Annotated in this window: 18 protein-coding genes; 6 read left to right on the top strand and 12 right to left on the bottom strand. The window is 69.0% G+C overall.

The window, feature by feature from the left end; translation table 11 throughout:
* The first annotated feature begins 33 nt into the window (after window positions 1–33).
* A complete protein-coding gene (locus Ssi02_RS05305; RefSeq protein ID WP_239128610.1) occupies window positions 34–2,994 on the top strand; it encodes a M36 family metallopeptidase in 2,961 nt (986 codons plus the stop codon).
* 251 nt (window positions 2,995–3,245) lie between these two features.
* Here Ssi02_RS05305 and Ssi02_RS05300 read toward each other — a convergent pair whose 3' ends face one another.
* Complete coding sequence (locus tag Ssi02_RS05300; protein WP_204021630.1) at window positions 3,246–4,964, bottom strand: glycerol-3-phosphate dehydrogenase/oxidase; 1,719 nt, start codon at window positions 4,962–4,964, stop codon at window positions 3,246–3,248.
* 114 nt (window positions 4,965–5,078) lie between these two features.
* Between Ssi02_RS05300 and nagA the strand changes: the two genes are divergently transcribed.
* Both nagA and Ssi02_RS05290 read left to right on the top strand, forming a co-directional pair.
* Window positions 5,079–6,218, top strand: coding sequence for an N-acetylglucosamine-6-phosphate deacetylase (gene nagA, locus Ssi02_RS05295; RefSeq protein WP_204021628.1), 1,140 nt, complete (start codon window positions 5,079–5,081; stop codon window positions 6,216–6,218).
* A gap of 114 nt (window positions 6,219–6,332) precedes the next feature.
* Complete coding sequence (locus Ssi02_RS05290) at window positions 6,333–7,496, top strand: FHA domain-containing protein (RefSeq protein ID WP_204021626.1); 1,164 nt, start codon at window positions 6,333–6,335, stop codon at window positions 7,494–7,496.
* A gap of 164 nt (window positions 7,497–7,660) precedes the next feature.
* Here Ssi02_RS05290 and Ssi02_RS05285 read toward each other — a convergent pair whose 3' ends face one another.
* The 3 genes from Ssi02_RS05285 to guaB form a co-directional block, all read right to left on the bottom strand.
* On the bottom strand, window positions 7,661–8,506 hold the full coding sequence (locus Ssi02_RS05285; RefSeq protein ID WP_204021623.1) for an NmrA family NAD(P)-binding protein: 846 nt from the start codon (window positions 8,504–8,506) through the stop codon (window positions 7,661–7,663).
* A 974-nt stretch (window positions 8,507–9,480) separates the two neighbouring features.
* Window positions 9,481–10,596, bottom strand: coding sequence for a GuaB3 family IMP dehydrogenase-related protein (locus Ssi02_RS05280; protein WP_204022011.1), 1,116 nt, complete (start codon window positions 10,594–10,596; stop codon window positions 9,481–9,483).
* A gap of 67 nt (window positions 10,597–10,663) precedes the next feature.
* Window positions 10,664–12,142, bottom strand: a complete 1,479-nt coding sequence (guaB, locus tag Ssi02_RS05275) for an IMP dehydrogenase (RefSeq protein ID WP_204021621.1) — start codon at window positions 12,140–12,142, stop codon at window positions 10,664–10,666.
* 347 nt (window positions 12,143–12,489) lie between these two features.
* Here guaB and Ssi02_RS05270 point away from each other — a divergent pair, with 347 nt between their 5' ends.
* The gene (locus tag Ssi02_RS05270; protein WP_204021618.1) at window positions 12,490–12,867 is read left to right on the top strand and encodes a DUF5319 family protein; all 378 of its coding nucleotides are present in this window, start codon (window positions 12,490–12,492) and stop codon (window positions 12,865–12,867) included.
* Here the strand turns inward: Ssi02_RS05270 and Ssi02_RS05265 are convergent.
* The 4 genes from Ssi02_RS05265 to groES all read right to left on the bottom strand — a co-directional run bounded on the left by Ssi02_RS05265 (window position 12,861) and on the right by groES (window position 16,085).
* Window positions 12,861–13,070: a hypothetical protein gene (locus tag Ssi02_RS05265; protein WP_204021616.1), complete on the bottom strand. Its 210-nt coding sequence runs from the start codon at window positions 13,068–13,070 to the stop codon at window positions 12,861–12,863. The genes Ssi02_RS05270 and Ssi02_RS05265 overlap by 7 nt on opposite strands.
* Window positions 13,067–13,705: a sigma-70 family RNA polymerase sigma factor gene (locus Ssi02_RS05260; RefSeq protein WP_239128609.1), complete on the bottom strand. Its 639-nt coding sequence runs from the start codon at window positions 13,703–13,705 to the stop codon at window positions 13,067–13,069. Before Ssi02_RS05260 ends, Ssi02_RS05265 begins: the two co-directional genes overlap by 4 nt.
* 339 nt (window positions 13,706–14,044) lie before the next feature.
* On the bottom strand, window positions 14,045–15,667 hold the full coding sequence (gene groL, locus Ssi02_RS05255; protein ID WP_204021614.1) for a chaperonin GroEL: 1,623 nt from the start codon (window positions 15,665–15,667) through the stop codon (window positions 14,045–14,047).
* Window positions 15,668–15,773: 106 nt separating this feature from the next.
* The gene (groES, locus tag Ssi02_RS05250; RefSeq protein ID WP_352068171.1) at window positions 15,774–16,085 is read right to left on the bottom strand and encodes a co-chaperone GroES; all 312 of its coding nucleotides are present in this window, start codon (window positions 16,083–16,085) and stop codon (window positions 15,774–15,776) included.
* Window positions 16,086–16,522: 437 nt separating this feature from the next.
* Here groES and Ssi02_RS05245 point away from each other — a divergent pair, with 437 nt between their 5' ends.
* Together Ssi02_RS05245 and Ssi02_RS05240 are read left to right on the top strand one after the other, a co-directional pair.
* Entirely contained in the window at window positions 16,523–17,716 is a 1,194-nt protein-coding gene (locus tag Ssi02_RS05245) for a class I SAM-dependent methyltransferase (RefSeq protein WP_204021612.1), read from the top strand.
* Between the two features lie 309 nt (window positions 17,717–18,025).
* Window positions 18,026–19,930, top strand: coding sequence for a coiled-coil domain-containing protein (locus Ssi02_RS05240; RefSeq protein ID WP_204021610.1), 1,905 nt, complete (start codon window positions 18,026–18,028; stop codon window positions 19,928–19,930).
* A gap of 167 nt (window positions 19,931–20,097) precedes the next feature.
* Here the strand turns inward: Ssi02_RS05240 and Ssi02_RS05235 are convergent, their stop codons facing one another.
* The 4 genes from Ssi02_RS05235 to tsaB all read right to left on the bottom strand — a co-directional run bounded on the left by Ssi02_RS05235 (window position 20,098) and on the right by tsaB (window position 22,675).
* Window positions 20,098–20,307: a hypothetical protein gene (locus Ssi02_RS05235; protein ID WP_204021608.1), complete on the bottom strand. Its 210-nt coding sequence runs from the start codon at window positions 20,305–20,307 to the stop codon at window positions 20,098–20,100.
* Window positions 20,308–20,542: 235 nt separating this feature from the next.
* Window positions 20,543–21,574, bottom strand: coding sequence for a tRNA (adenosine(37)-N6)-threonylcarbamoyltransferase complex transferase subunit TsaD (gene tsaD / locus Ssi02_RS05230; protein ID WP_204021606.1), 1,032 nt, complete (start codon window positions 21,572–21,574; stop codon window positions 20,543–20,545).
* On the bottom strand, window positions 21,567–22,022 hold the full coding sequence (rimI, locus tag Ssi02_RS05225) for a ribosomal protein S18-alanine N-acetyltransferase (RefSeq protein ID WP_445009403.1): 456 nt from the start codon (window positions 22,020–22,022) through the stop codon (window positions 21,567–21,569). The genes tsaD and rimI overlap by 8 nt, the downstream gene beginning before the upstream one ends.
* Window positions 22,019–22,675 (bottom strand): tRNA (adenosine(37)-N6)-threonylcarbamoyltransferase complex dimerization subunit type 1 TsaB, encoded by a 657-nt coding sequence (gene tsaB, locus Ssi02_RS05220; RefSeq protein ID WP_204022004.1) that lies wholly within the window; start codon window positions 22,673–22,675, stop codon window positions 22,019–22,021. The genes rimI and tsaB overlap by 4 nt, the downstream gene beginning before the upstream one ends.
* Between the last annotated feature and the right edge of the window lie 33 nt (window positions 22,676–22,708).

The following is a 22,708-nucleotide window of genomic DNA, read 5'->3' as shown; positions in this document are numbered from 1 at the left end:
CCGACGGCGGCCGCGTCTTTCACAGGAGGATGGGTGTCCACCCGACCCTGGTTAAAAGCATCTGCTCTCGCCGCTGCGGCGGCGTCACTCGCGTTACCCCTCGCCGTCGCGACCCCCGGGATCGCCGCCGGTGAGCCCGGGGCCGCCCCCAAGCCCTTCGACTTCCAGGGCGAGGAGCATGCCAAACCCGACCTCGACAACCGCAAGGGCAAGGTGGCCCCGCCGGCCGCGGCGCTCGCCAAAGCGAGGACGGCGGACGACACGACCATCCGGTGGAACGCCCTCGGCACCCCCGCGGTGATCACGGGAGCGGCCCCTCTGGCCGAGGGCCTCGGGGCCGACCCCGAGGCGGCGGCCCGCGCCTACCTCAAGGCAAGCGAGCAGCTCTTCGGCCTGCCCGCCGCCGCTGTGGACGCCCTGGAGAAGGTCGCGGTCAACCCCATCGGCCAGGGCCACGCCGTCATGCTCCGCCAGCGCTTCGGCGACCTGCCCGCAGGCCACGACGGTACGGTGACCCTCGGCGTCGTGGACGGCAAGATCATTCACGTCACCTCGACGTTGTCGCGCGAGACCGGGGCGCCGCCCGCCGCGCGCATCACCGAGCAGCGGGCCCTGGAGATCGCCGCCCGCGACGGCGGCGTCGACCTCGCCACCGCCGCGACCAAGACGGTCAAGACGGTGGCCGTGCCCGCGCCCGACGGGGTGCGCAGCGCCTTCCAGGTCACACTTGTCGGGGGCACGGCAGCCGAGCCCGCGGCGTACACCTCGCACGTGGACGCGGTGAGCGGCGAGTTGCTGACGCGGGAGAACCTCGTCGACTACCTCGACCACGAGCACGGCACCTCGGCGCACGGCGACCCGGAAGGGCCGGTGTGGCAGGTGTTCCCCGCGAACCCGCCGGCGGACTACTCGTCGCGGGACACGCGCCGGCTGTGGTGTCTGGACAGCCGCCAGCCGGGGTGCGACCAGGTCAAGGTGACCGATCCGGCCACCGGCAAGGAATGGGACGTCGACCACACGGACAACGCCGGCACCGGCACCAGCCTCGGCAACGCGGCCCGCACCTATGAGAACCGCGCCAGCGGCAACCCCTACACCGTCGGCAACCGCACGAACACCCACGTCTCCGACCGGAAGTACCGCTACCCGTGGTCCAACATGTGGAACGCCGGCAAGTGCGACCCGGCCATGTTCGACCAGGCCGGTGAGGCCGACCTCGAGGCGGCGATCTCCAACCTGCACGCCATGCACAATCGCCTCCACGACTGGTCCTACCGCCTCGGGTTCACCGAGACGGCGTGGAACATGCAGGCGGACAACGGCACCCGCGGCGGCCTCGGCAACGACCCCGAACAGGGCAACGCCCAGGCGGGCGCGCGCGACCTTTCGGTGCGCAACAACGCCAACCAGATCACCGGTCCTGACGGGGTCGCGCCGATCACCAACATGTACTTGTGGCAGCCGTCGGCGGGCTCGTTCTACGGGCCCTGCGTGGACGGCGACTACGACATGTCGGTCATCGGGCATGAATACACGCATGCCATCTCCGGCCGTATGATCGGCGGCCCCAACTCGGGCTGGCAGGGCGCCCAGGCCGGGGCGATGAACGAGAGCACATCCGACCTGTTCGCCATGGAACACCTCTTCGAGTACGGCTTCCGCCCACGTGGCGAGACGCCGTACGTCACGGGCGGTTACGTCACCGGCGACGCCAAGGCCGGCATCCGCAACTTCGACATGTCGAAGTCGCCGCTGAACTACAGCAACGTCGCCTACGACCTGGTAGGGCAGCAGGTTCACGCCGACGGCGAGATCTGGTCGGCGGCCCAGTTCGACGTGCGCAAGGCCTTCCTGCAGAGGTACGGCGCCGCCACGCCCGCCGTGCAGCGCGCCTGCGCCGACGGGGAACGCCCGGTCGACCGGTGCCCGGGCAACCGCCGCTGGGTGCAGCTCTCCTTCGACGCGCTGCTGCTGATGACCAGCGGGGCGGTGTCCTACGTCGACCACCGCGACGCGATCCTCGCCGCCGACGCCATACGCTTCGGCGGGCGCAACCACGACATCATCTGGAACGCCTTCGCCGCCCGCGGCCTCGGCCTCGGCGCCGCCAGCAACGGCTCCAACGACGCCAACCCGACGCCGGGCTTCGCCTCGCCGCACGCCCGCAACGCCACCGTGAAGCTCGCCCCCGAGGGCGCGGCGGCGGGCGCGCCGGTCAAGCTGTACGTCGGGAGCTACGAGGCCCGCAGCGTGCCCGTGGCCGACACCGACCCGGCCACGCCGCTCGGCGACACCTTCCAAATCGTGCCGGGCGAGCACAATTTCCTCGCCACCGGTCCCGGCTTCGGCCACACGAGGTTCACCGAGTCCTTCGACAAGGGCGAGAGCGAGACGCTAGACGTCACGCTGCCGCGCGACCACGCCTCAGCCGCGGCGGGCGCCACCGCCGTGGGCGACGGCGTCAACCACGGCAAGCTCATCGACGGCACCGAGGCCACCAACTGGGCGTCGCTCGCCGCCCCGGTGAGCGGCAAGGCCGTCACCGTGGACCTCGCGGGGACCGAACCGGTCAAGATCAACCGAGTGCAGGTCAGCGCCCTGCTCAGGCCCGCCGCGGGTGCGGCAGACCCGGCCGACCCCGGGCCGCAGAACCGCTTCAGCGCGCTGCGCGCCTTCCAGGTGCTCGCCTGCAACTCGGTGCGGGCCGACTGCGCCGACCCCGCATCGTATAGCGTCGTCTACACGAGCCCGGACAACGCCTTCGACGCCCGTGTGCCGCGGCCGCGGAGCATCGACCTGATCGCCAAGTCGTTCAAGGTGCGTCCGACGACCGCGACCCACCTGGCCCTGCGCGTCGTCCAGTCCCAGTGCACCGGCGCTCCGGCCTACGCCGGGGAACAGGACAACGACCCCAACTCCGCCACCGACTGCGCCACGGCGAGCGCGTTCCGCAACCACGTCCGGGCCGCCGAGTTCCAGGCGTTCGGCGACTGAGCCACCGGGGCCCTTCCGGGCCCCGGTGGCCTTCCCCGCAGCCGATCGAGCGGGCCCCGGCCTTCCGGGCCGCGGGCTCTCTCCGCGGCCGGGAGCGGGCCGCACAGGCCGCCGCGAACGCCCCGGGGCCGCTCGGGCCGTCTGGACGGCGGCCCCGCGGTGCCGGCCTCCCCGGGGTTCTCCCCCGACGAGGCCCGCGGGCTGCGTCGGGGGAGAACGCCTGCCGGGCTTCGCCGTACACCCCCGGGCCGTCAGTAGGAGACGATCTCCGGTGCGCCCAGCCGGATGGCGTCGGCCTCCTGGTCGGTGTCCTGCTCCTGGGACAGGCGTTCGGCCTCGATGCGCTTCGTGTAGTACTCCACCTCGCGTTTGATGTGCTCACCGTCCCAGCCGAGCGGCCCGGCCATGAGTTCGGCGGCCTCGGCGGCGACGGCCAGACCGCGGTGGAAGGTCTCGATGGAGATATGGGTGCGCCGGGTGAGCACGTCGTTCAGGTGACGTGCGCCCTCGTGTGTGGCGGCGTAGACGATCTCGGCCCGGAGATAGTCGTCGGCGCCGCTGAGCGGACGCCCGAGGGAGGGGTCCTGCTCGATGAGCTGGAGCACCTCGTCGATCAGCGAGCCGTATCTCCGGAGCAGGTGCTCGATCCGGGCCACGTGCAGCCCCGAGGAGTGAGCCAGGCGATGCCGGGCGTTCCACAGCGCCTGGTAGCCCTCGCCTCCGGCGAGCGGGATGCGGTCGGTGCACGAGGGCGGCACACGCTGGTCGAGGCCGTGTGCCACGGCGTCCACCGCGTCACGGGCCATCACCCGATAGGTCGTGTATTTCCCGCCGGCCACCATCACCAGGCCCGGCACGGGGTGGGTGACCACGTGCTCACGCGACAGTTTGGAGGTCTCGTCGGACTCCCCGGCGAGCAGCGGCCGCAGACCCGCGTAGACACCCTCGACGTCGTCCCTGGTCAGCGGGACCGACAACACGGCGTTGACGTGGTCGAGCACATAGTCGATGTCGCCCCGGGACGCGGCCGGGTGGACCTTGTCGAGGGTCCACTCGGTGTCGGTGGTGCCGACGATCCAGTGCCGCCCCCACGGGATGACGAACAAAACCGACTTCTCCGTGCGGAGGATGATGCCGGTCAACGAGTGGATGCGGTCGCGGGGCACCACCAGATGGATGCCTTTGGAGGCCCGCACGTGGATCTGCCCGCGTCCGCCGACCATCGCCTGGATGTCGTCGGTCCACACGCCTGTGGCGTTCACCACCTGACGGGCGCGGATGTCCATCTCGGTGCCGCTCTCCAGGTCCCGCGCCCGCACACCGGTGACCCGCTCCCCTTCCCGCAGGAAGCCCATCACGCGGTTGCGGGAGGCGATCCGCGCGCCGTAGGTCGCGGCGGTGCGTAGCATGGTCATCACATAGCGCGCGTCGTCCACTTGGGCGTCCCAGTACTGCACGGCCCCGGTGAAGGCGCTCCTGCGCAGCGCGGGCGCGAGCCTCAGCGCACGTGTCCTGGACAGGTGCCGATGCACCGGCACCCCCCGGGTGAACCCAAAAGAAAATCCCAAGGAGTCATAAAGAGCGAGCCCGGCCCCCACATAGGGCCGCTCCCAGCCGAGATGGGTGAGTGGAAAGAGGAACGGCACCGGCCGCACCAGATGGGGCGCGATCCGCTGCATGAGCAGCGCACGCTCTTGTAGCGCCTCCCTGACCAGGTCAAAGTTCAACTGTTCCAGGTAACGAACCCCACCGTGAATCAATTTGGACGAGCGGGACGACGTGCCCGAGGCGAAATCCCGCGCCTCGACCAGCCCCACGCTCAGCCCCCGTGTCGCCGCGTCCAACGCGACCCCGGCGCCGACAACCCCGCCCCCGACCACCACGACGTCGAGTTCGTTCGAACTCATCCACCTCAGCGCGTCGCCGCGATCGGCGGGGCCCAGCCCCGCGGTGCCCAGTCCGGCAGTCATGTGCTTCCCCCCGGGTACAGCTTCGCTTGCATCTCTTTCCTACCCGTTTCCCTTACCCGGTAGTAGCCCCTTACCGGGTCTCGGTGTGCAACTTCCATCTGTGATCCTTTACTTATGAGCATCACACTCGCCGACGCCCGCATAGTGACCACCGACGGTGTGCACGAGGGCTGGCTCACGATCGAGGACGGTCGGATCACCCACATCGGGCATGGCACGGCTCCAGGGAACGGATACCGCCTGGCCGGGCGGCATATCGTGCCCGGTTTCGTCGACATCCACAACCACGGCGGGGCGGGCGGCTCCTTCCCCACCGGCGACCTCGAACAGGCCCGGAAAGCCGTCGGTTATCACACCGCCCACGGCACCACGACCCTCGTGGCCAGCCTCGTGACCGGGCCCGCCAGGGAGCTCACCTCGGCGGCGTCGGCTCTGGCCGAGCTCTGCGAGGAGGGGTTGCTGGCCGGCATCCATTACGAGGGACCGTACATCTCCGCCGCCCGCTGCGGCGCCCACGACCCCGCCCAGCTCCGCAGCCCCGACCCCGCCGAGCTCGGCGATCTCGTCAAAGCCGGTCGCGGCCACGTGCGCATGCTCACCATCGCCCCGGAACTCCCCGGCGCGCTCAACGCCATCGCCTTCCTCACCGGCGAAGGCGTCATCGCCGCCCTCGGCCACACCGACGCCACCCTGGAGCAGACGCTCGCCGGAGTCGACGCCGGCGCCAGGGTCGCCACCCATCTCTACAACGCCATGGCCCCTTTGCACCACCGCGATCCGGGTCCGATCGCCGCTCTCCTCCAGGACGAGCGTGTCACCGTCGAGCTGATCAACGACGGGGTCCATGTGCACCCGGCCATGATGAGGCTGGCGATCACGGCCGCGGGCACGAGCCGTACCGCCCTCATCACGGACGCCATCGCGGCGGCCGGCATGGGCGACGGGCGCTACGTCTTGGGCGACATGGGCGTCGACGTGAAGAACGGCGTCGCCAGGCTGACCGAGGGCGGATCCATCGCCGGGAGCACGCTGACGATGGACGTCGCGTTCCGCCGCACGGTCCAGGAGGTCGGGTTGTCCATCTCCGAGGCCGCCGTGGTCGCCTCGCTCACCCCGGCGCGGGTGCTGGGCCAGGACGGGCGGATCGGCTCGATCGCCGTGGGGAAGGACGCCGACCTGGTGGTGCTGAACGAGGACCTGACCGTGGCTGGAGTGATGAAGCAGGGCACATGGGTTAAGGAACCCATTGCCTGACCTTATCGCGATATTTAAGGCGTTGGGGTAATGTGGTTATTTTTGGCTACCACTTGTCAAAGCACTTAAAACGGTGACCTTGCCCACATACTGACCGCCTACTAATATTCATACATGAGCATTGATCGGCATTTAACTCTCGACGTCAATAGCGCCGACTTCATTGTGGACATGGCGAACGTGGTGCGAAATGACGGTCTGCTCACGATGCGGCGCGCGGACCTCTCGCGGCTCGTCGCCCTGGTCAACGGGCTGAAGCAGTTCACCCGCGACGAGACCGTCAAGATCTACGCGGTGTGCGACAGGTCCGTGCTGCGCGACGGAAACCTCACCGCGGACGAGCGCGCCATGCTGACCTCGTGGTTCGAAAACGGTCTCATCGAAGTGCTGCGGACCGCCGACGACCGCGTCCTGGAACTGCGAAACGTGTCGTCCCTGCCGGTGATCAGCGACGACAACTTCGGGGACTACCACCGCACCTATCCCTGGCTGTCCGGCAATCGCGACGCCTTCTACAGCCCTTACTCGGTCGACGGCGGCACCATCTCCATAAGGCGAAGAATTATCCGGGTTCTCGCCGAGCGGGAAATCGCCAGGAAAGAAGAGGAAGCACTCCTGCTTCAAGCGGGCCTCTACGACCGGCGCGACGCCGGCCCCCGCCGGGACCTGTTGAATCGCCTGTGGAAATGCCCCGAGCAGGACTGCCCGATGTTCGGCCCCGGCCACGCCATCCCCACCCACCGCCGGGGCGTCGTACGGTGCCCCGCCCACGAACTGCCCTTGATCGACCTCGGCCCCCGTCCCGCCCGCACCCAGCTCAAAGTCAAAGTGGACGGCGACGTCGTCGCCCGTTTCACCCTCGCCGTCGGCGAAAGCACCACCGTTGGCCGCGCCCCCCTCAACAACGGCGTCGCCCTGGCCCGCTGGCTGGAGGGCACCCCCGCGATCTACAAGGTGAGCCGCAGCCACGTCGAGATCTCCCGCGAGGCCGTGGCCGTCGTCGTCCGCGACCTCAGCACCAACGGCACCCGCGTGCGCAAGGCAGGCCGCGGGGGCGACATCATCAAACTCCGCCCACGGCAAGCCCGCCCCCTGCGCCACGGCGAGGAAGTGCTCCTCCACGACCTCGTCACCCTGAGCATGAGCGGCCGCGAATTCGCCTTCGCCGACGACGAGGTCGGCGTCCACGACCCCGTCCCCCCTGCGCTCCGGCAGGCCACGATGGTGGAGAACCGGCGCTTCATTCCCTCGAAACAGCCCCGCCGGGGAAAGCGGTAGTCAGAAAACCGCCTGGCCTTGGCGCCTGTGCGGGTTATCGGCTTCAGGGCCACCACCGATCCGCAGCCGTGGCCCGTGAAAGAGGCCCCACGACACCCAGCGCAGGCCTGACCTGCGGACGAACTGGGGCGACTGCCTCAGCGCAAACCGGAAGGCCGGCCCATTCAGCGGAAATCGCCGGCGTGCTCCCTCGTCCACTGGGCGAAAGTGCGCCCAGGGCGCCCCGTCACCTCCACGACGTCGGGTGACACCCAGCCCACCCCCTCATAGTCGGTCCCCATCTCCAGGAACCACTCGATGATGTCCGGCGGATAGACGTCGGCCCACTCCCGGCGAGCCTGATCCGGCGTCAGCTCGACAAACCGGATCTCGGTGCCGAGCGCCTCCCCGATCATCCTCACCGCATCACGCCGCCGCACTGGCTCGGGCCCGGTCGGCTGATAGGTCTTCCCCGCGTGACCGTCCTCCAGCAGCGCCACCATGGCGACCGCGGCGATGTCGGCCTCATGGACCAGCGCGGAGTTCCAGTCCCCGAACGGAGAACGCACCTCCCCCTTCCCCTTGATGGACTCCGCCCACTGCCACGTGTTGGCCATGAACTCGCCCGGAAAAAGGTGCGTCCATTCGAGCCCCGACCCCTCGATGGCCCGGTGCACCTGACGGTGCCACGCCTCCAGGGGATGGTCGTCGTCCTTGCTCTCGTCGTTGTGCCCGAGATGCGTGAGCCGCCGCACCCCCGCCTTCTTGGCGAGCTCCAGCATCTCCGCCCAGTTCTCGGCGGACCCTTCGATGGAGACCAGATGCATGCGCTCGACGTCCCGCAACGCGGGCACGAGGCTCTGCGGCTCCAGAAAACTCCCCTTGACCACCTCCACCCCGGCGGGCAGAGCGGCTGCGGCCTCGGACTCGGGATTTCTGGTCAGTGCCCGCACCTCGTGCCCGGCCTCGACCAACTGCCGCACAAGACTGCCCCCCACGGTTCCCGTGGCCCCGGCGACCAGGATCGGCATCGTTTTCCCCCTCGCAGACAACTGTCGGGCATGGCGAACAGACCCCGGATCGGGGGCGTGTTCGTGAATGCCTCATTTTTGCCCACGCCAATCGGAGAAAGCAAACGTGAATGTAGCGTTCACATTTTCCTGACCTGCGAAAACACGTCCCCAAAAACACCCCGGAAGCACGATGGCCAGCGAACACAAGAAGAACTTTCCACCAAGGACGAGAACCCACGGAGTGCCTCCCCTCACAACCCATAGCGGGCCGAGATCGCCTTGGCCTCCTCAACCGTCACCTGCTCCGGCGCCCGCGCCGACGCCCCCCCGCAACTCCGCGATCACCCTGTCCGCCGACACCCGAACCCGCGTGCCATACTGCGCGAGCTGCGCATCAAACCGCCGCGCCGCCGGCCCGGTCCACACCCCACCGGCCCGAAACATCCGCACAGGCTCATCAAGATCCCGCTGCACCTCCGCGCCCAACGGCTCAAGCAAACGCAGCGCCTCACTCAATTCCCGACAAAGCGGATTAGGCAACATTTCCGCCACCGCAACCTCACCCCTCCCCCACAGAGGCCGACGACGTCTTTACATCATGATGTCCAGAAGCAGCGGTCCACCGTCCTGCTTGTATACCGTGCAGGAGCCGTCGTACGCCCCGTCTCCTCCCGACGGTTTGAAACCGCCCCTGACCACTGGGTTCCTATGGTCGGTCGCCAACTCCACCGCCACCCGGAGCCCCCCTTAACCATTCTCGTATGCGTCATTACCCCATTTCTATTCTTGTCCCCTCAAGAGGCCGGTTGGGCAGGGCCGGATGTCGACGACGGTCCTGTGGACGTGGCCGGGGCGGCGGCGCAACCGAACGCGCACCGCCATACCTCCGCGCATTGCATTTCCCCCCCATTCCAATAGGAGCCCGCCTTGCAACCCCCCGGAAAAACGACGGACCCCCGGCGGGATCCGCCGGGGGTCCGAGGAAGGCTGGATCAGCCGTGAGGCTCCACCACGACCTCGACCCGCTGGAACTCCTTGATGTCGGAGTAACCCGCAGTGGCCATGGTGCGCTTGAGAGCGCCCATGAGGTTCATCGAACCGTCGGCCACGCTGGACGGCCCGTGCAGGATCTCGCTCAGGGTCCCTATCGTGCCGACCTCCACGCGAGCGCCGCGCGGGAGTTCGCCGTGGTGGGCCTCAGAGCCCCAGTGGAAGCCCCGGCCGGGGGCCTCGGAGGAGCGGGCGAGGGGGGAGCCGACCATGACGGCGTCGGAGCCGCAGGCGATGGCCTTGGCGATGTCGCCTGAGCGGGTCATGCCGCCGTCGGCGATGACGTGGACGTAGCGGCCGCCGGACTCGTCGAGATAGTCGCGGCGGGCGGCGGCGACGTCGGCGATCGCGGTGGCCATGGGCACGGCGACGCCGAGGACGGTGCGGGTGGTGTGGCTGGAGCCGCCGCCGAAGCCGACGAGCACACCGGCGGCGCCGGTGCGCATGAGGTGGAGGGCCGCGGTGTAGGTGGCGCAGCCGCCGACGATCACGGGCACGTCGAGCTCGTAGATGAACTGCTTTAGGTTGAGCGGCTCGGCCCGGCCGGAGACGTGCTCGGCGGAGACGGTGGTGCCGCGGATGACGAAGATGTCGACACCGGCGTCGATGACGGCCTTGTGGTGCTGGACGGTGCGCTGCGGGGAGAGCCGCACGGCGGTCGTGACGCCCGCGTCGCGGATCTCCGCGATGCGCCTGCCGATGAGCTCATCCTGGATCGGCGCGTTGTAGATCTCCTGGAGGCGGCGTGTCGCGGCCTCGCCCCGCAGCTCGGCCACCTCGGACAGGAGAGACGCCGGGTCGTCGTAGCGGGTCCAGAGCCCTTCCAGATCGAGCACGGCGAGGCCGCCGAAACGTCCGATCTCGATGGCGGTCTTCGGCGAGACCACGCTGTCCATCGGGCTGACCACCACGGGCAGCTCGAACCGGTAGGCGTCGATCTGCCAGGCGATCGACACCTCTTCGGGGTCGCGGGTGCGCCGGGAGGGCACGATGCCGATCTCGTCGAGCGAGTAGGCCCGCCGTCCGCTCTTTCCGCGCCCGATCTCCACCTGTGTCATTGTGGCCATCTCCAAGATCATCACACATGTACGGCACGCGCCTGGAAGCGCGCGCCGTACACGAACATTAGCGGCGGTGGTAGTTGGGGGCCTCAACCGTCATCTGGATATCGTGCGGGTGGCTTTCCTTGAGGCCCGCCGAGGTGATCGGCATAAGCTGGCCGCGCTCGTGCATCTCGGGGATGGTGCGCGACCCGGTGTACCACATCGCCTGGCGCAGGCCGCCGACGAGCTGATGGGCGACCGCGGCGACGGGGCCGCGGTAGGGCACCTGGCCCTCGACGCCCTCGGGGATCAGCTTGTCCTCGCTGGACACCGCGTCCTGGGAGTAGCGGTCCTTGCTGTAGGAGCCGCCGCGCTCGCGGTTGCGCATGGCGCCGAGGGAGCCCATGCCGCGGTAGGACTTGAACTGCTTGCCGTTGATGAAGATCAGCTCGCCGGGCGACTCCTCGCAGCCGGCCAGCAGGGAGCCGAGCATCACGGTGTCGGCGCAGGCGGCGATGGCCTTGGCGATGTCGCCGGAGTATTGCAGGCCGCCGTCGCCGATGACCGGCACCCCGGCGGGGCGGGCGGCGAGCGACGCCTGGTGGATCGCGGTGACCTGGGGGGCGCCGACGCCGGCGACGACGCGGGTGGTGCAGATGGAGCCCGGCCCGACGCCGACCTTGACCGCGTCGGCCCCGGCGTCGATCAGCGCCTGGGCGCCGGCCCGGGTCGCGACGTTGCCGCCTATGACGTCGATCCTGGAGTTGGCCTTGACCTTGGCGATCATGTCGCAGACGCCCCGGGAGTGGCCGTGGGCGGTGTCGACGATGACGACGTCGACCCCGGCCTCGATCAGGGCGGCGGCCCGCTGCTCGGCGTCGCCCGCCACGCCGATCGCGGCCCCGACGACCAGACGGCCGTCGGCGTCCTTGGTGGCCAGAGGATATTGCTCACTCTTGGTGAAGTCTTTGACGGTGATGAGGCCCCGCAGCCGGCCGCCCTGGTCGACGAGGGGCAGCTTCTCCACCTTGTTGGTGCGCAGCAGCGTGAACGCGTCGTCCCTGGACACCCCGACGGGCGCGGTGACCAGCGGCATCGGCGTCATGACCTCACGCACCGGGCGGCTGTGGTCGGTCTCGAAGCGCATGTCGCGGTTGGTCACGATGCCGACCAGCACGCCGCCCGCGTCGGTGACCGGAACGCCGGAGATGCGATAGCGCGCACACAGGCGCTCGACCTCGGCCAGCGTGTCGTCGGGCGAACAGGTGACCGGATTGGTGACCATGCCCGCCTCGGAGCGCTTGACCAGGTCGACCTGCTGGGCCTGCTCCTCGATCGAGAGGTTGCGGTGCAGTATCCCGATGCCGCCCTGGCGGGCCATCGCCACCGCCATGCGGGCCTCGGTGACGGTGTCCATGGCCGCCGAGACCAGGGGGATGCGCAACGTGATCGACCGCGAGAGTCGTGTGGTCGTGTCGGCCTCTCCCGGTTGCAGATCGGAATAGGCGGGCACGAGCAACACGTCGTCGAACGTGAGCCCTGTCTCGGTGAACTTGGCCATGCGGGGAGCCCCTCCTGCGTGCGGCGCACCGAAGAAGTGGGGAACGGCGCCGACCTCCAGACAGCCATTTTAGTGGGTGCTTCCGAACGCCCCACCTGGGTCCCGTCCCATCTCCGCTCCGGCGAGGGCGGGACCAGCCACTTCACCCGCCATGCGGTCCCGGGCGCGGAAAGGGCCCCACCCCGGACTCCCCCGATGTGACGCCAAGGAGCGGGCGTGAAAGAGGGGTGAAAACACCTCAGCGACGTCCGCAAACCCGGGATTCGGTCAGCTCAGGCGGGTCACAGAAGGCACGCCCGCCCCGGAGTGGCTCCCCTGCGAGGCCGGGCAGCCATAAGGTGGGAAGCGTGTTGGAAGACGTCCCTCGCGACCCGTTCGCGGACGATCCCGATGACCCGGCGTCGGCGCTGGGCGAGTTCGACGATCCCGAGCCCCTCACAGCGGCCGAGCGGGATGAGGCTCTGACGGACCTGGCAGACGTCGAGGTCTTCCGTTCCCTGCTGGAGCCGCAAGGCGTGCTGGGGCTGGTCCTGGACTGCCCTGAGTGCGGTGAAAGGCACTACTTCGACTGGGAGCTCCTCCGGGGCAACCTGCGCCAGATGATCGACAACGGCCAGCCGCAAGTGCACGAGCCGGCCTTCCAGCCCGACCCCTCAGATTACGTGAGCTGGGAATACGCGAGGGGCTACGTCGACGGTGTGATCGACACCGAGGAACGTCACTGACGCCCGCAGGTGGCGTCGCATGAGCCCTGCGCGCACGACACGTCGGCGACCAGCGCCGCGAGCATCCTGATCACCGGATCCCCCGTGTCCGACACGATCTCCCGGCGGGAGATCGCGTCAAGGATCGCGTCGGTGACGAACTCGTCGGCCTGATCGTCAGACCCGCGTCGGCGCGCGGAACGCCTTGGGTGGACAGCCGTCAAGCGATCGACTCCAGCTCGGCCATCTGCCGCAATCGGGCCAGGGCCCGGTGCTGGGCCACCCGTACCGCACCTGGTGACATGCCAAGTACATTACCTGTCTCCTCCGCGGAAAGCCCGGAGACCACCCGCAACATGAGTAATTCGCGCTGATTGTCAGGAAGGCGGGAGAGCAGCCGCCGGGCGTGCTCAGCCTCGATGTAGCGCACAACGGTCTCCTCCGGCCCCGGACCCTCGTCCGGCCCGTCAGGAAGATCCTGAGTGGGTACGGCGGAGCGCACAGAACTCCTCAGGGCGTCGGCCACCTTATGGGAGGCGATGCCGAAGACGAAGGAGGCGAACGGACGCCCCATATCCCGATAACGCGGCAACGCGGACAGGACAGCGATACACACTTCCTGCGCCACGTCATCGGCGATGTGATATTGGCCGGAAACACGGCCCAGTCTGGCGCGGCAATAGCGCACCACCATCGGACGTAGTTCGCCGAGCAGGGATTCGATCGCTTCGCGATCTCCCTGCACGGCCAGGTTAGTCAGCTCCCGTAGATCGTCCTTGGGAGCAACCCCGTCCGACCTCGTCGCAAGCCCTACCCCACTTATGGCGTCGGCGACGCATCCCTCGGTCACGTTAGGCATGATGCCCGTCCTGATCGGACCTGTCGTCATCGCGAACGGCTACGGATTGGTTACATTGAGGAGACGGCGACGGGCCGTAATCGATCAGCGACACTCGGGTTTTTGACCTGGCCGCGTTTTTCGGATCATTACTTCCATCTGCGGTAATTAGTCAGAACCACGAGACATGTCTAGACGCTTGAACCCCCATGCTGGTTTACCGAGAAACGCGTACGGCTCGCGCCAACTTGGCGCGAGCCGTACCCATGTCCATACACATGTCCGTGCAACATGTCCGTGCAACATGCCCATGAGCGCACCACACCTCAAAACAGACGATGTGGAACGCGGGACGAACCCTCAGTGGCCGTGACCGTGCCCGTGGCCGTGGCCGCCGGCGGCGGGGGCCTCCTCCTCGGGCTTGTCGACGACGAGGGCCTCGGTCGTGAGCAGCATGCCGGCGATGGACGCGGCGTTCTGCACGGCCGAGCGGGTGACCTTGACCGGGTCGATGACACCCTGCGCGAGCAGGTCGCCGTATTCACCGGTGGCGGCGTTGAGGCCGCTGCCCGGAGAAAGCTCGGCGATCTTGTGGGTGACCACGTAGCCCTCAAGACCGGCGTTCTCGGCGATCCAGCGGGCGGGCTCGACCAGCGAGCGGCGCACGACGCCGACACCGGTGGCCTCGTCGCCGGTCAGCCCGAGGTCGTCGAGCTCCTTGGTCACGTGGACCAGCGCGGAGCCGCCGCCCGAGACGATGCCCTCCTCGATCGCGGCGCGCGTCGCGGAGATCGCGTCCTCAAGGCGGTGCTTCTTCTCCTTGAGCTCGACCTCGGTCGCCGCACCGACGCGCAGCACGCAGACGCCGCCGGAGAGCTTGGCGAGGCGCTCCTGGAGCTTCTCGCGGTCCCAGTCGGAGTCGGACTGCTCGATGGCGAGCTTGATCTCCTTGACGCGGTCCTCGATGGCCTGCGCGTCACCGGCACCGTCGACGACCGTCGTGGCGTCCTTGGTGACGACGACGCGGCGGGCCGTGCCCAGCACCTCGAGGCCGACGTGCTCCAGCTTGAGGCCGATCTCCTCGCTGACGACGGTGCCGCCGGTGAGGACGGCGATGTCCTGGAGCATCGCCTTGCGGCGGTCGCCGAACCCGGGGGCCTTGACGGCCACCGAGGTGAAGGTGCCGCGGATCTTGTTGGTGACCAGGACGGCCAGGGCCTCGCCCTCGACGTCCTCGGCGACCACGAAGAGCGCCTTCTTGGTCTGGGCGACCTTCTCAAGCAGCGGCAGGAAGTCCGCGATTGAGGCGATCTTGCCCTGGGTGAGCAGGATGTAGGGGTCTTCGAGGACCGCCTCCATGCGCTCGGTGTCGGTCACCATGTAGGGCGACAGGTAACCCTTGTCGAACTGGAGACCCTCGGTGAACTCGAGCTCCATGCCCATGGCGTTGGACTCTTCGACGGTGATCACACCGTCCTTGCCCACCTTGTCGAACGCCTCGGCGATCAGCTCGCCGATCTTGGCGTCCTGAGCGGAGATGGTCGCGACGTTGGCGATCTCCTTCTTGTCCTCGACCGGGCGGGCCGAGGCGAGAAGCTTGTCACTGACGGCGCGGGCGGCGAGGTCGATGCCGCGCTTGAGCGAAAGCGGCGAGGCGCCGGCGGCGACGTTGCGCAGACCCTCGCGGACCATGGCCTGGGCCAGCACGGTCGCGGTGGTCGTGCCGTCACCGGCGACGTCGTTGGTCTTGGTGGCGACTTCCTTGGCGAGCTGGGCCCCGAGGTTCTCGTAAGGCCTGTCCAGCTCAACCTCACGAGCGATGGTGACACCGTCGTTGGTGATCGTGGGGGCACCGAACTTCTTGTCGATGACCACGTTGCGGCCGCGGGGGCCGAGTGTCACCTTGACGGCGTCCGCGAGGGCGTTGACGCCACGCTCAAGAGCGCGCCGCGCGTCCTCGTCGAACTCCAGGATCTTCGGCATGTCTGTCCTCTCTCAGGGAGCGTCGGTGCTCCGGACGCTTCAAGCCCCGGGCGCTCAGTGCGACCCGGGGCTTGAGGCGTCGAACGGGTAAGGCCCCGCGGGCTGCTTACTTCTCGATGATGGCGAGCACATCGCGAGCGGAGAGCACGAGGTACTCCTCGCCGCTGTACTTCACCTCGGTGCCGCCGTACTTGCTGTAGAGGACGATGTCGCCCTCCTTGACGTCAAGCGGAATGCGCTTGTCGCCGTCCTCGTCCCAGTTGCCCGGGCCCACAGCGAGGACCTTGCCCTCCTGGGGCTTCTCCTTCGCGGTGTCCGGGATGACCAGGCCGGAGGCGGTGGTCTGCTCGGCCTCAAGAGGCTGGACCACAATGCGGTCACCAAGCGGCTTAACGGGAACCTTAGTGGCGGTCGTCACGATCGGACCTCCCCTTCAGATTTGGATGATCTAGAAGAGGCGACCAGCGGCCTGCCGTCGCGGGTGTCAGACCTGCCTCGTCGCTTTGATTTGGCACTCTCCCCAGGAGAGTGCCAACACGAAACAGTATGCAGTCCCGCCTGGACAGTCAACACGAACCGCTCTCGGCAGCTCTTCGCAGGTCAGATAAGCACCACAGGCGACCACTCCATCCCGTTCGCCCCGCATGTGGACTCCCGCCACCATCCACCGAACCCGCCGATTCGCACCGTCTCTCGTCCCACACGTCACGCCGAGCCCGGTCCCGCCGCCACGCACGCCGGCCCTCCCGGCTGTGCCGTACGGCATGAGCCGATGCGGCCATAACCCCAGATGAGAGCGGAAACCACCTCTTCACGGATCGACCGGCGGGGAAGGCGGCGCTAACGTCGGGCAGCGTGAACCTCGACGACTTCCGCACTCTCCTCACCGACCGGGGACGACGCGCCCTCTCGGAGGCCGTCGAGGCGACCGCAGCCGGGCTCGATCCGGTGGCAGCCGCCACAAAACTTCGCAAAACCTACGATCAGGGCCTCACCTCGGCCGCACTCACCCAGTCAGCCCTGCGCGAACGCGCCACAGAAAAGTTCGGCGCCGACGCCCGGGTCATGTTCTTCACCCGGGCCGGCCTTGAGCAGTCCACCCGCCGCGAGGTCGCCGACCACCGGGCCCGCCGCGTCGCCGCACGCGGCGGCTCGCCGTCGGTGGCCGACCTGTGCTCCGGCATCGGCGGCGACCTGATCGCCCTGGCCCGCGCGGGTTGCCATGTGCACGCCGTCGACGCCGACCCGCTCACCGCCGCGGTGGCGGCGGCCAACGCCGAGGCGCTCGGCCTCGCCGGCCGCGTGACGGTGAGTACGGCGGACGCCCGCGAGATCGACGTGTCCTCCTACGACGTGACCTTCCTCGACCCGGCCCGCCGCACCTCCAAGGGCAGGACCTTCGACCCCATGGCCTACTCCCCCACCTGGCCCGAGGTGATGGAGATCGTGGCCCGCTCCCGGTCGGCCTGCCTCAAGGTCGCGCCCGGCATCCCCTACGACTTCCTCCCCGAGGGCGCCGAGGCCGAGTGGGTGTCCTACAAGGGCGAGGTGAAGGAGGCCGTCCTGTGGTGCGGCGCCTTGGCGGACGCCGGCCCCGGGGAGACGGTGCGGCGGGCGACGCTGCTGCCGCCGGGGCTCACGCTGGGGCCGACCGGGGTCGAGGAGGCCGCACCGGTGGGCGAGATCGGGAAATTTCTGTATGAGCCCGATGGGGCCGCGGTGCGTGCCCATCTGGTCGCCGACGTGGCGCACCTGGTCGAGGGGAGGCTGATGGACCCCATGATCGCCTATGTGACGTCAGACGCCCGCGTCTCCACACCGTGGGCGTCGTGCTACGAGATCGGCCATGTGCTCCCCTTCTCCCTGAAGCGGCTGCGGGCGGTCCTGCGCGACGAGGGCGTGGGCAGTGTCACGATCAAGAAGCGGGGTTCCGCGGTGGACATCGAGAAACTAAGGAAGGACCTCAAACTGTCCGGCGGCAATTCCGCGACCGTGATTCTCACCCGTATCCACGACCGCCCTTTCGCCCTTATTTGCACGCCGCAATAGCTGTTTATCGCCTAATGAATGATCCGCGCAGTTAGTGCGGACCGAAGCAGGTCACTCACACCTCGCAAGCCTGGGTGGACGCCGCACAGGGGCACCGTACAACCCGCTCTGACCTGGGACGATCGTCGATTCAGGCGATACGACCACAATCGCGATCTTTCCCAGTCACCCCCAAAAAGCTTGGGCCGTAGGGCTAAAGTGAGCGCGCGGGATCTCTCCCCCGAGCGCAGTCACGCGCCGCCGCACAGTTCTCTTTTTCCTCAGCAAACCGGACGTTCGGCTGATCGCCGGCGCGTGAAGGAGCTTTCGGTGGATCACTCCAGCCACACCCTGCTCCAGGCAGGCAATCAGACCGCCATCTCCGACAGGATGCGCGAGCTTCTCGCCAGAGCGGCTCAAGACCACGTCTATGAGCAGCGCACCCAGGGGGCGGTCCTCGACGAGATACGCCAAAGGCTGGAAGGGATGGAGTGGTTGCTACGCGAAGTGCGCGAACGCGAGCTGGGCGGGCTCAGCGGCACGCTGGAGTCCGTGCACGGCAGACTGGACGACATCACCACACGCCCGCCCGCCTGGGCGGAAGGGCTCGCTCAGCACGTCGAGGCCGTGCGTGACCACGTCGACGCCGTTGGCGGGCGGGTCGGCACGGTGGGCGAGCGCGTCGAGACCATCGGAGAGCAGGTCAAACCGGTCGCCGAGTTGCCCAGCCTCTGGGCCGACGTGGGCACGATGGGCGAGAGCGTCGACGAGGCGCTCACCCGGCTCCAAGCCGTCATCGACGGCACCAGGACCGTCACCGAGCAGATAGGCGAGTTCAGCGCCCGCCTCGGGCAGCTCCAGGCGAGCATGGAGGCCGCCGCCACGAGGTTCACCCGCCTCGACAAATCGCTGACCGACCTCACCGCCCGCACAGAGCGCCTCGAAAGCGGACTGGCCGATATGTCAGACGGGCTGGGCAAGGCCGTGGGCGCGGCCACCGAGCGGGTGGTCAGCGCGGTCGAGCAGGTCACCGGCACGGTGGAGGCGGTCGAGCTCCGGCTCGGCACCCGCCTCGAAGGCGTCGAGCACCGCGTCGAACGCATGGACGGCCGCCTCGCCGGGGTGGAGCGCCACCTCTCCACCGTCGACGGGCGCATCGAGACCACCGACGAATATCTCGCCGACATCGACACCCGCATGACCGGCCTCGACAGCCGCCTCGCCGACCTCGGCCGCGGGCTCACCGCCGTCGACACCCGGCTGACCTCGGTCGACGGCCATCTGTCCGCCGTCGACACCCTGCTCGTGTCCGCCGACGCCCGCCTCGCCGGCGTCGACGGCCAGGTGGGTGAGGTGCGGGCCAACCTGACCTCCGTGGACGGCCGCCTCGACGGCGTCGACCAGCGCCTGCGCCCACTCGACGGCGCCATAGGCGACCTTCGCACCCACCTGGCCTCCGTCGACAGCCGGCTCCAGGGCGTCGACCAGCGGCTCGGCCCCCTCGACGGCGCCATGGGCGAGGTCCGCACCCACCTGGCCTCCGTCGACGGCAGGCTGGGCACGATCGACACCCGCCTGGCCCACCACAACGACCGCTTCGACTCCCTCGACGGGCGGGTCGACACCCGGTTCACGACCCTCGACGAGCGCATCACCACCGTCGACGGCCACCTCAACCGGCAGGACGACCTCATCGTGGGCGCCGACGGCAGGCTCAGCGAGCTCAACGGCCACCTCGGCGAGGTCGAGGGCCGCCTCACCGAGCACCTCGGCGACATCCAGGGCACCCTGACCGGCAGCCTCGGCGACGTGCAGGGCAAGCTCACCGGCCGCTTCGACAACGTCGACACACGCCTCGTGCACCTGTCCGGCCAGGCCGACAAGACCAACGAGCACCTGGAGACCGTCGACGACCGCGTCGAGGCCGTCAACCAGAGTGTCAGCCGGCTCCCGGCCAGCCTCGGCATCACCGAGCGCGTCGGCGAGCTGATCGACTCTCAGGGCGGCAGACACGACAAGCGCTTCGACTCACTCGACCAGCGCCTGACCGAGGCCGCCGACACCTTGATCACCGCCGTGAGCACCCGCCCTGACTGCGACCAGCTCTCCGAGACCCTGAGCGGCATCGTCAAACCCGCCCACACCGACCTCACCCGCCGCCTCGGCGCCCTGGAGGAAACCATGCTGGCCCTCGCCGAAGCCCTCCTCCGCCCCAGCCGCGTCACCAAGGACTGACCCGGCCCCGGTCCCCCGGCCGAGTTCGGCAGAGGTTCCTCCGGCCCCTGCGACAAGGACAGCCCGGTTTCCGAGCCGAGGTCCTGACCCCGCCGCCGGCAGGGCCGCCTCAAATCGACTGTGGCGACCAGAACGGCGTGGAGCCCTAAACCACCCGCGGGGCCGCCTCAGGCGCCCGTGGCGGCGCCGCTCAGCGTGCCGATGGCCGCCCCCAGAACGCGTTGCTCGCCCTCCGGCGACCATCGGCCGGCGTGCACCATGTGCAAGGCCGTGGTGAGCCGCACCAGGTCATCGTCCGTCCCAAGGTCGGCGAGGTAGGCGGGCAGCGTCAACCCGAGCGCCTTGAGATCACCGCGTGCGCAGAACCCCGCGAACAACCCCGCCAGAAGTCCGTCGGCGGCCCGTGGCCCGACGCGCTGGACCCTGGTGATCCGGCCAGTCGGGCACGAGCGTTGGACGCGACGCTGCGCGAGGAACTTGCACGCCCACCCCGGTCGAACGCAACCCTTCGGCGATCGCCGCACGAATCCAGTCGGATACTGCCCGGCCGGCACCTCGCCGATGGAGGCGCAGCCTTGGGCCTGAGCCCTCGGCCCCGAAGCAGGGAAAGCCTCACACGTGCACGGTCGTGACCGGCATCGAGGAGTCCGCCGGAATATCCATCAGCGACGGCGCGACCCCCGCGGCGACCAGATCGGAGCCAAGAGTGGCCACCATCGCACCGTTGTCGGTGCACAAGCCAGGACGCGGCACCCGCAGACGAATGCCGGCGGCGTCACAACGCTCCTGCGCCAAAGCCCGCAGACGCGAGTTGGCCGCCACCCCACCACCGATCAGCAGATCCCGGACACCATGGGTGCGGCAGGCCGCGATGGCCTTACGCGTGAGAACGTCGACAACGGCCTCCTGAAAAGACGCCGCGACATCGGAGACGGGAATGCTCTCCCCCGCTGCCAGCCGCGCCTCGACCCACCGAGCGACCGCCGTCTTGAGCCCGGAGAAGGAGAAGTCATAGGTCCCGTCGTTGTACTTCCCCCGGGGGAAGTGGATGGCGGTGGCCGACCCGGACGTGGCCGCGCGGTCGATGTAGGGGCCGCCCGGGAAGGGAAGCCCGAGAAGGCGGGCCACCTTGTCGAAGGCCTCACCCGCCGCGTCGTCGATGGTCGAGCCGAGCGGGATGACCTCTTTGGCGACGTCGGGCACAAGCAGCAGCGAGGAGTGGCCGCCGGACACGAGCATGGCGATGCAGGGCTTGGGCAGCGCCCCGTGCTCAAGCTGGTCGACGGCGACGTGGGCGGCGAGGTGGTTGACGCCGTAGAGCGGGATGCCGAGGCCGAGGGAGTAGGCCTTGGCGGCGGCGACGCCGACGAGGAGGGCTCCGGCGAGGCCTGGGCCGGCGGTGACGGCGATGGCGTCGATGTCGGTGAGGCGCAGCCCGGCCTGGTCGAGTGCCCGCTCGACGGTGGGCGCCATGGCCTCCAGGTGGGCCCGGGAGGCCACCTCGGGCACGACGCCGCCGAACCTGGCGTGCTCTTCCACGCTTGAGGCGATGGTGTTGGCCAGCAGGGTGTGCCCTCGGACGATCCCGACGCCGGTCTCGTCGCAGGAGGTCTCGATGCCCAGGACCAGGGGTGCGTCAGCCATCGGTCTTCCTCGTCATCACGATCGCGTCGGTGCCGTCGTCGTAGTAGCTCACCCGGGTGCCGATCCGCTCGAACCCGAAGTCGTCGTACATCGCCTGAGCGCTCTCATTGTCGGCCCTGACCTCAAGGAACACCGACTCCGCGCCGCGACGCACGGCCTCGGCGAGCAGCTCATCCATGATCTTGCGGCCTATGCCGAGCCGCCGGTGCTCGGCGAGCACCGCGATGGTCTGCACGTCGGCCTGGTCTCCTGCGGCCGCGAGGCCGCCGTAGGCGACGACGGCGCCGTCGAGCAGGGCCACGACGTAGTGCCGGGTGCGGGGCTGGTCGGCGAGCTCGCCGCGCATCATGGACTCGGTCCAGGCGTCGGCGGGGAAGGTCGCCCGCTCGATCGCCATGACCGGTGCCAGGTCGGCGCCGGTCATGCGGCGGATCGTGATCTCGGTCACACCGTCACCTTCTTCGGCGCCCCGGGGACGACCGCGTCGGGGCGGCGCAGATAGATCGGCAGCGGCGGGTCGAGGGTCACGCCGGGGGTCGTGAGCCGCTCGACGGCCAGCGAGGCCAGCGTGCCGGCGAAGGGATAGTGGGGTGCGGTGTCGACGACACGCCCGGCACCGATCACGTCGCGGTAGAGCGCGGCGCCGGCCCCGGCCACGGGCAGCTCGCCGGGCAGGTCTTTCGGCAGGTCGACCGCCGGGCCGTGGGCGCGGGTGCGCGCGTCGTCGTAATGTGCCCAGAACACCTCTTTGCGGCGGGCGTCGGTGGCGACGAGGAAGGGGCCGGGCAGCCCGCTGCCGTATGCGACCGCGTCGAGGGTGCAGATGCCGTGCGCGGGCACGCCGAGGGCGGTGGACAACGCCTGAGCGGTCATGAGACCGACGCGCAGGCCCGTGTAGGGGCCGGGACCGGTGCCGCAGACGATCGCCGTGATATCACCGAGCGTCACGCCCGCCTCGCCGAGCACGGTCTCGATCGTCGGAACCAGCAGCTCACCGTGGCGGCGGGCGTCGACGACTGTGGATTCGGCGAGCACCCGGTCACTGCCCGCGACGGCGGCGGTGACGGCGGGGGTCGCGGTGTCAAAGGCCAGGACCAGCACGAACATCAAGGGTAGTCCGTTCGCCGCGAGCCC

Origin of the sequence: Sinosporangium siamense (assembly GCF_016863435.1) — a bacterium.
Taxonomy (GTDB): Bacteria; Actinomycetota; Actinomycetes; order Streptosporangiales; family Streptosporangiaceae; genus Sinosporangium; species Sinosporangium siamense.
The sequence above is the reverse complement of the archived record's forward strand: the minus strand, read 5'-3'. Positions and strand labels throughout refer to the sequence as shown.

What these genes read in the sequence shown, in the direction of transcription:
- Ssi02_RS05300 (WP_204021630.1), bottom strand. Translation starts at nt 4,964, where the DNA reads ATGACTGCCGGACTGGGCACCGCGGGGCTGGGCCCCGCCGATCGCGGC.
- nagA (WP_204021628.1), top strand. Translation starts at nt 5,079, where the DNA reads ATGAGCATCACACTCGCCGACGCCCGCATAGTGACCACCGACGGTGTG.
- Ssi02_RS05290 (WP_204021626.1), top strand. Translation starts at nt 6,333, where the DNA reads ATGAGCATTGATCGGCATTTAACTCTCGACGTCAATAGCGCCGACTTC.
- Ssi02_RS05285 (WP_204021623.1), bottom strand. Translation starts at nt 8,506, where the DNA reads ATGCCGATCCTGGTCGCCGGGGCCACGGGAACCGTGGGGGGCAGTCTT.
- Ssi02_RS05280 (WP_204022011.1), bottom strand. Translation starts at nt 10,596, where the DNA reads ATGACACAGGTGGAGATCGGGCGCGGAAAGAGCGGACGGCGGGCCTAC.
- guaB (WP_204021621.1), bottom strand. Translation starts at nt 12,142, where the DNA reads ATGGCCAAGTTCACCGAGACAGGGCTCACGTTCGACGACGTGTTGCTC.
- Ssi02_RS05260 (WP_239128609.1), bottom strand. Translation starts at nt 13,705, where the DNA reads ATGCCTAACGTGACCGAGGGATGCGTCGCCGACGCCATAAGTGGGGTA.
- groL (WP_204021614.1), bottom strand. Translation starts at nt 15,667, where the DNA reads ATGCCGAAGATCCTGGAGTTCGACGAGGACGCGCGGCGCGCTCTTGAG.
- tsaD (WP_204021606.1), bottom strand. Translation starts at nt 21,574, where the DNA reads ATGGCTGACGCACCCCTGGTCCTGGGCATCGAGACCTCCTGCGACGAG.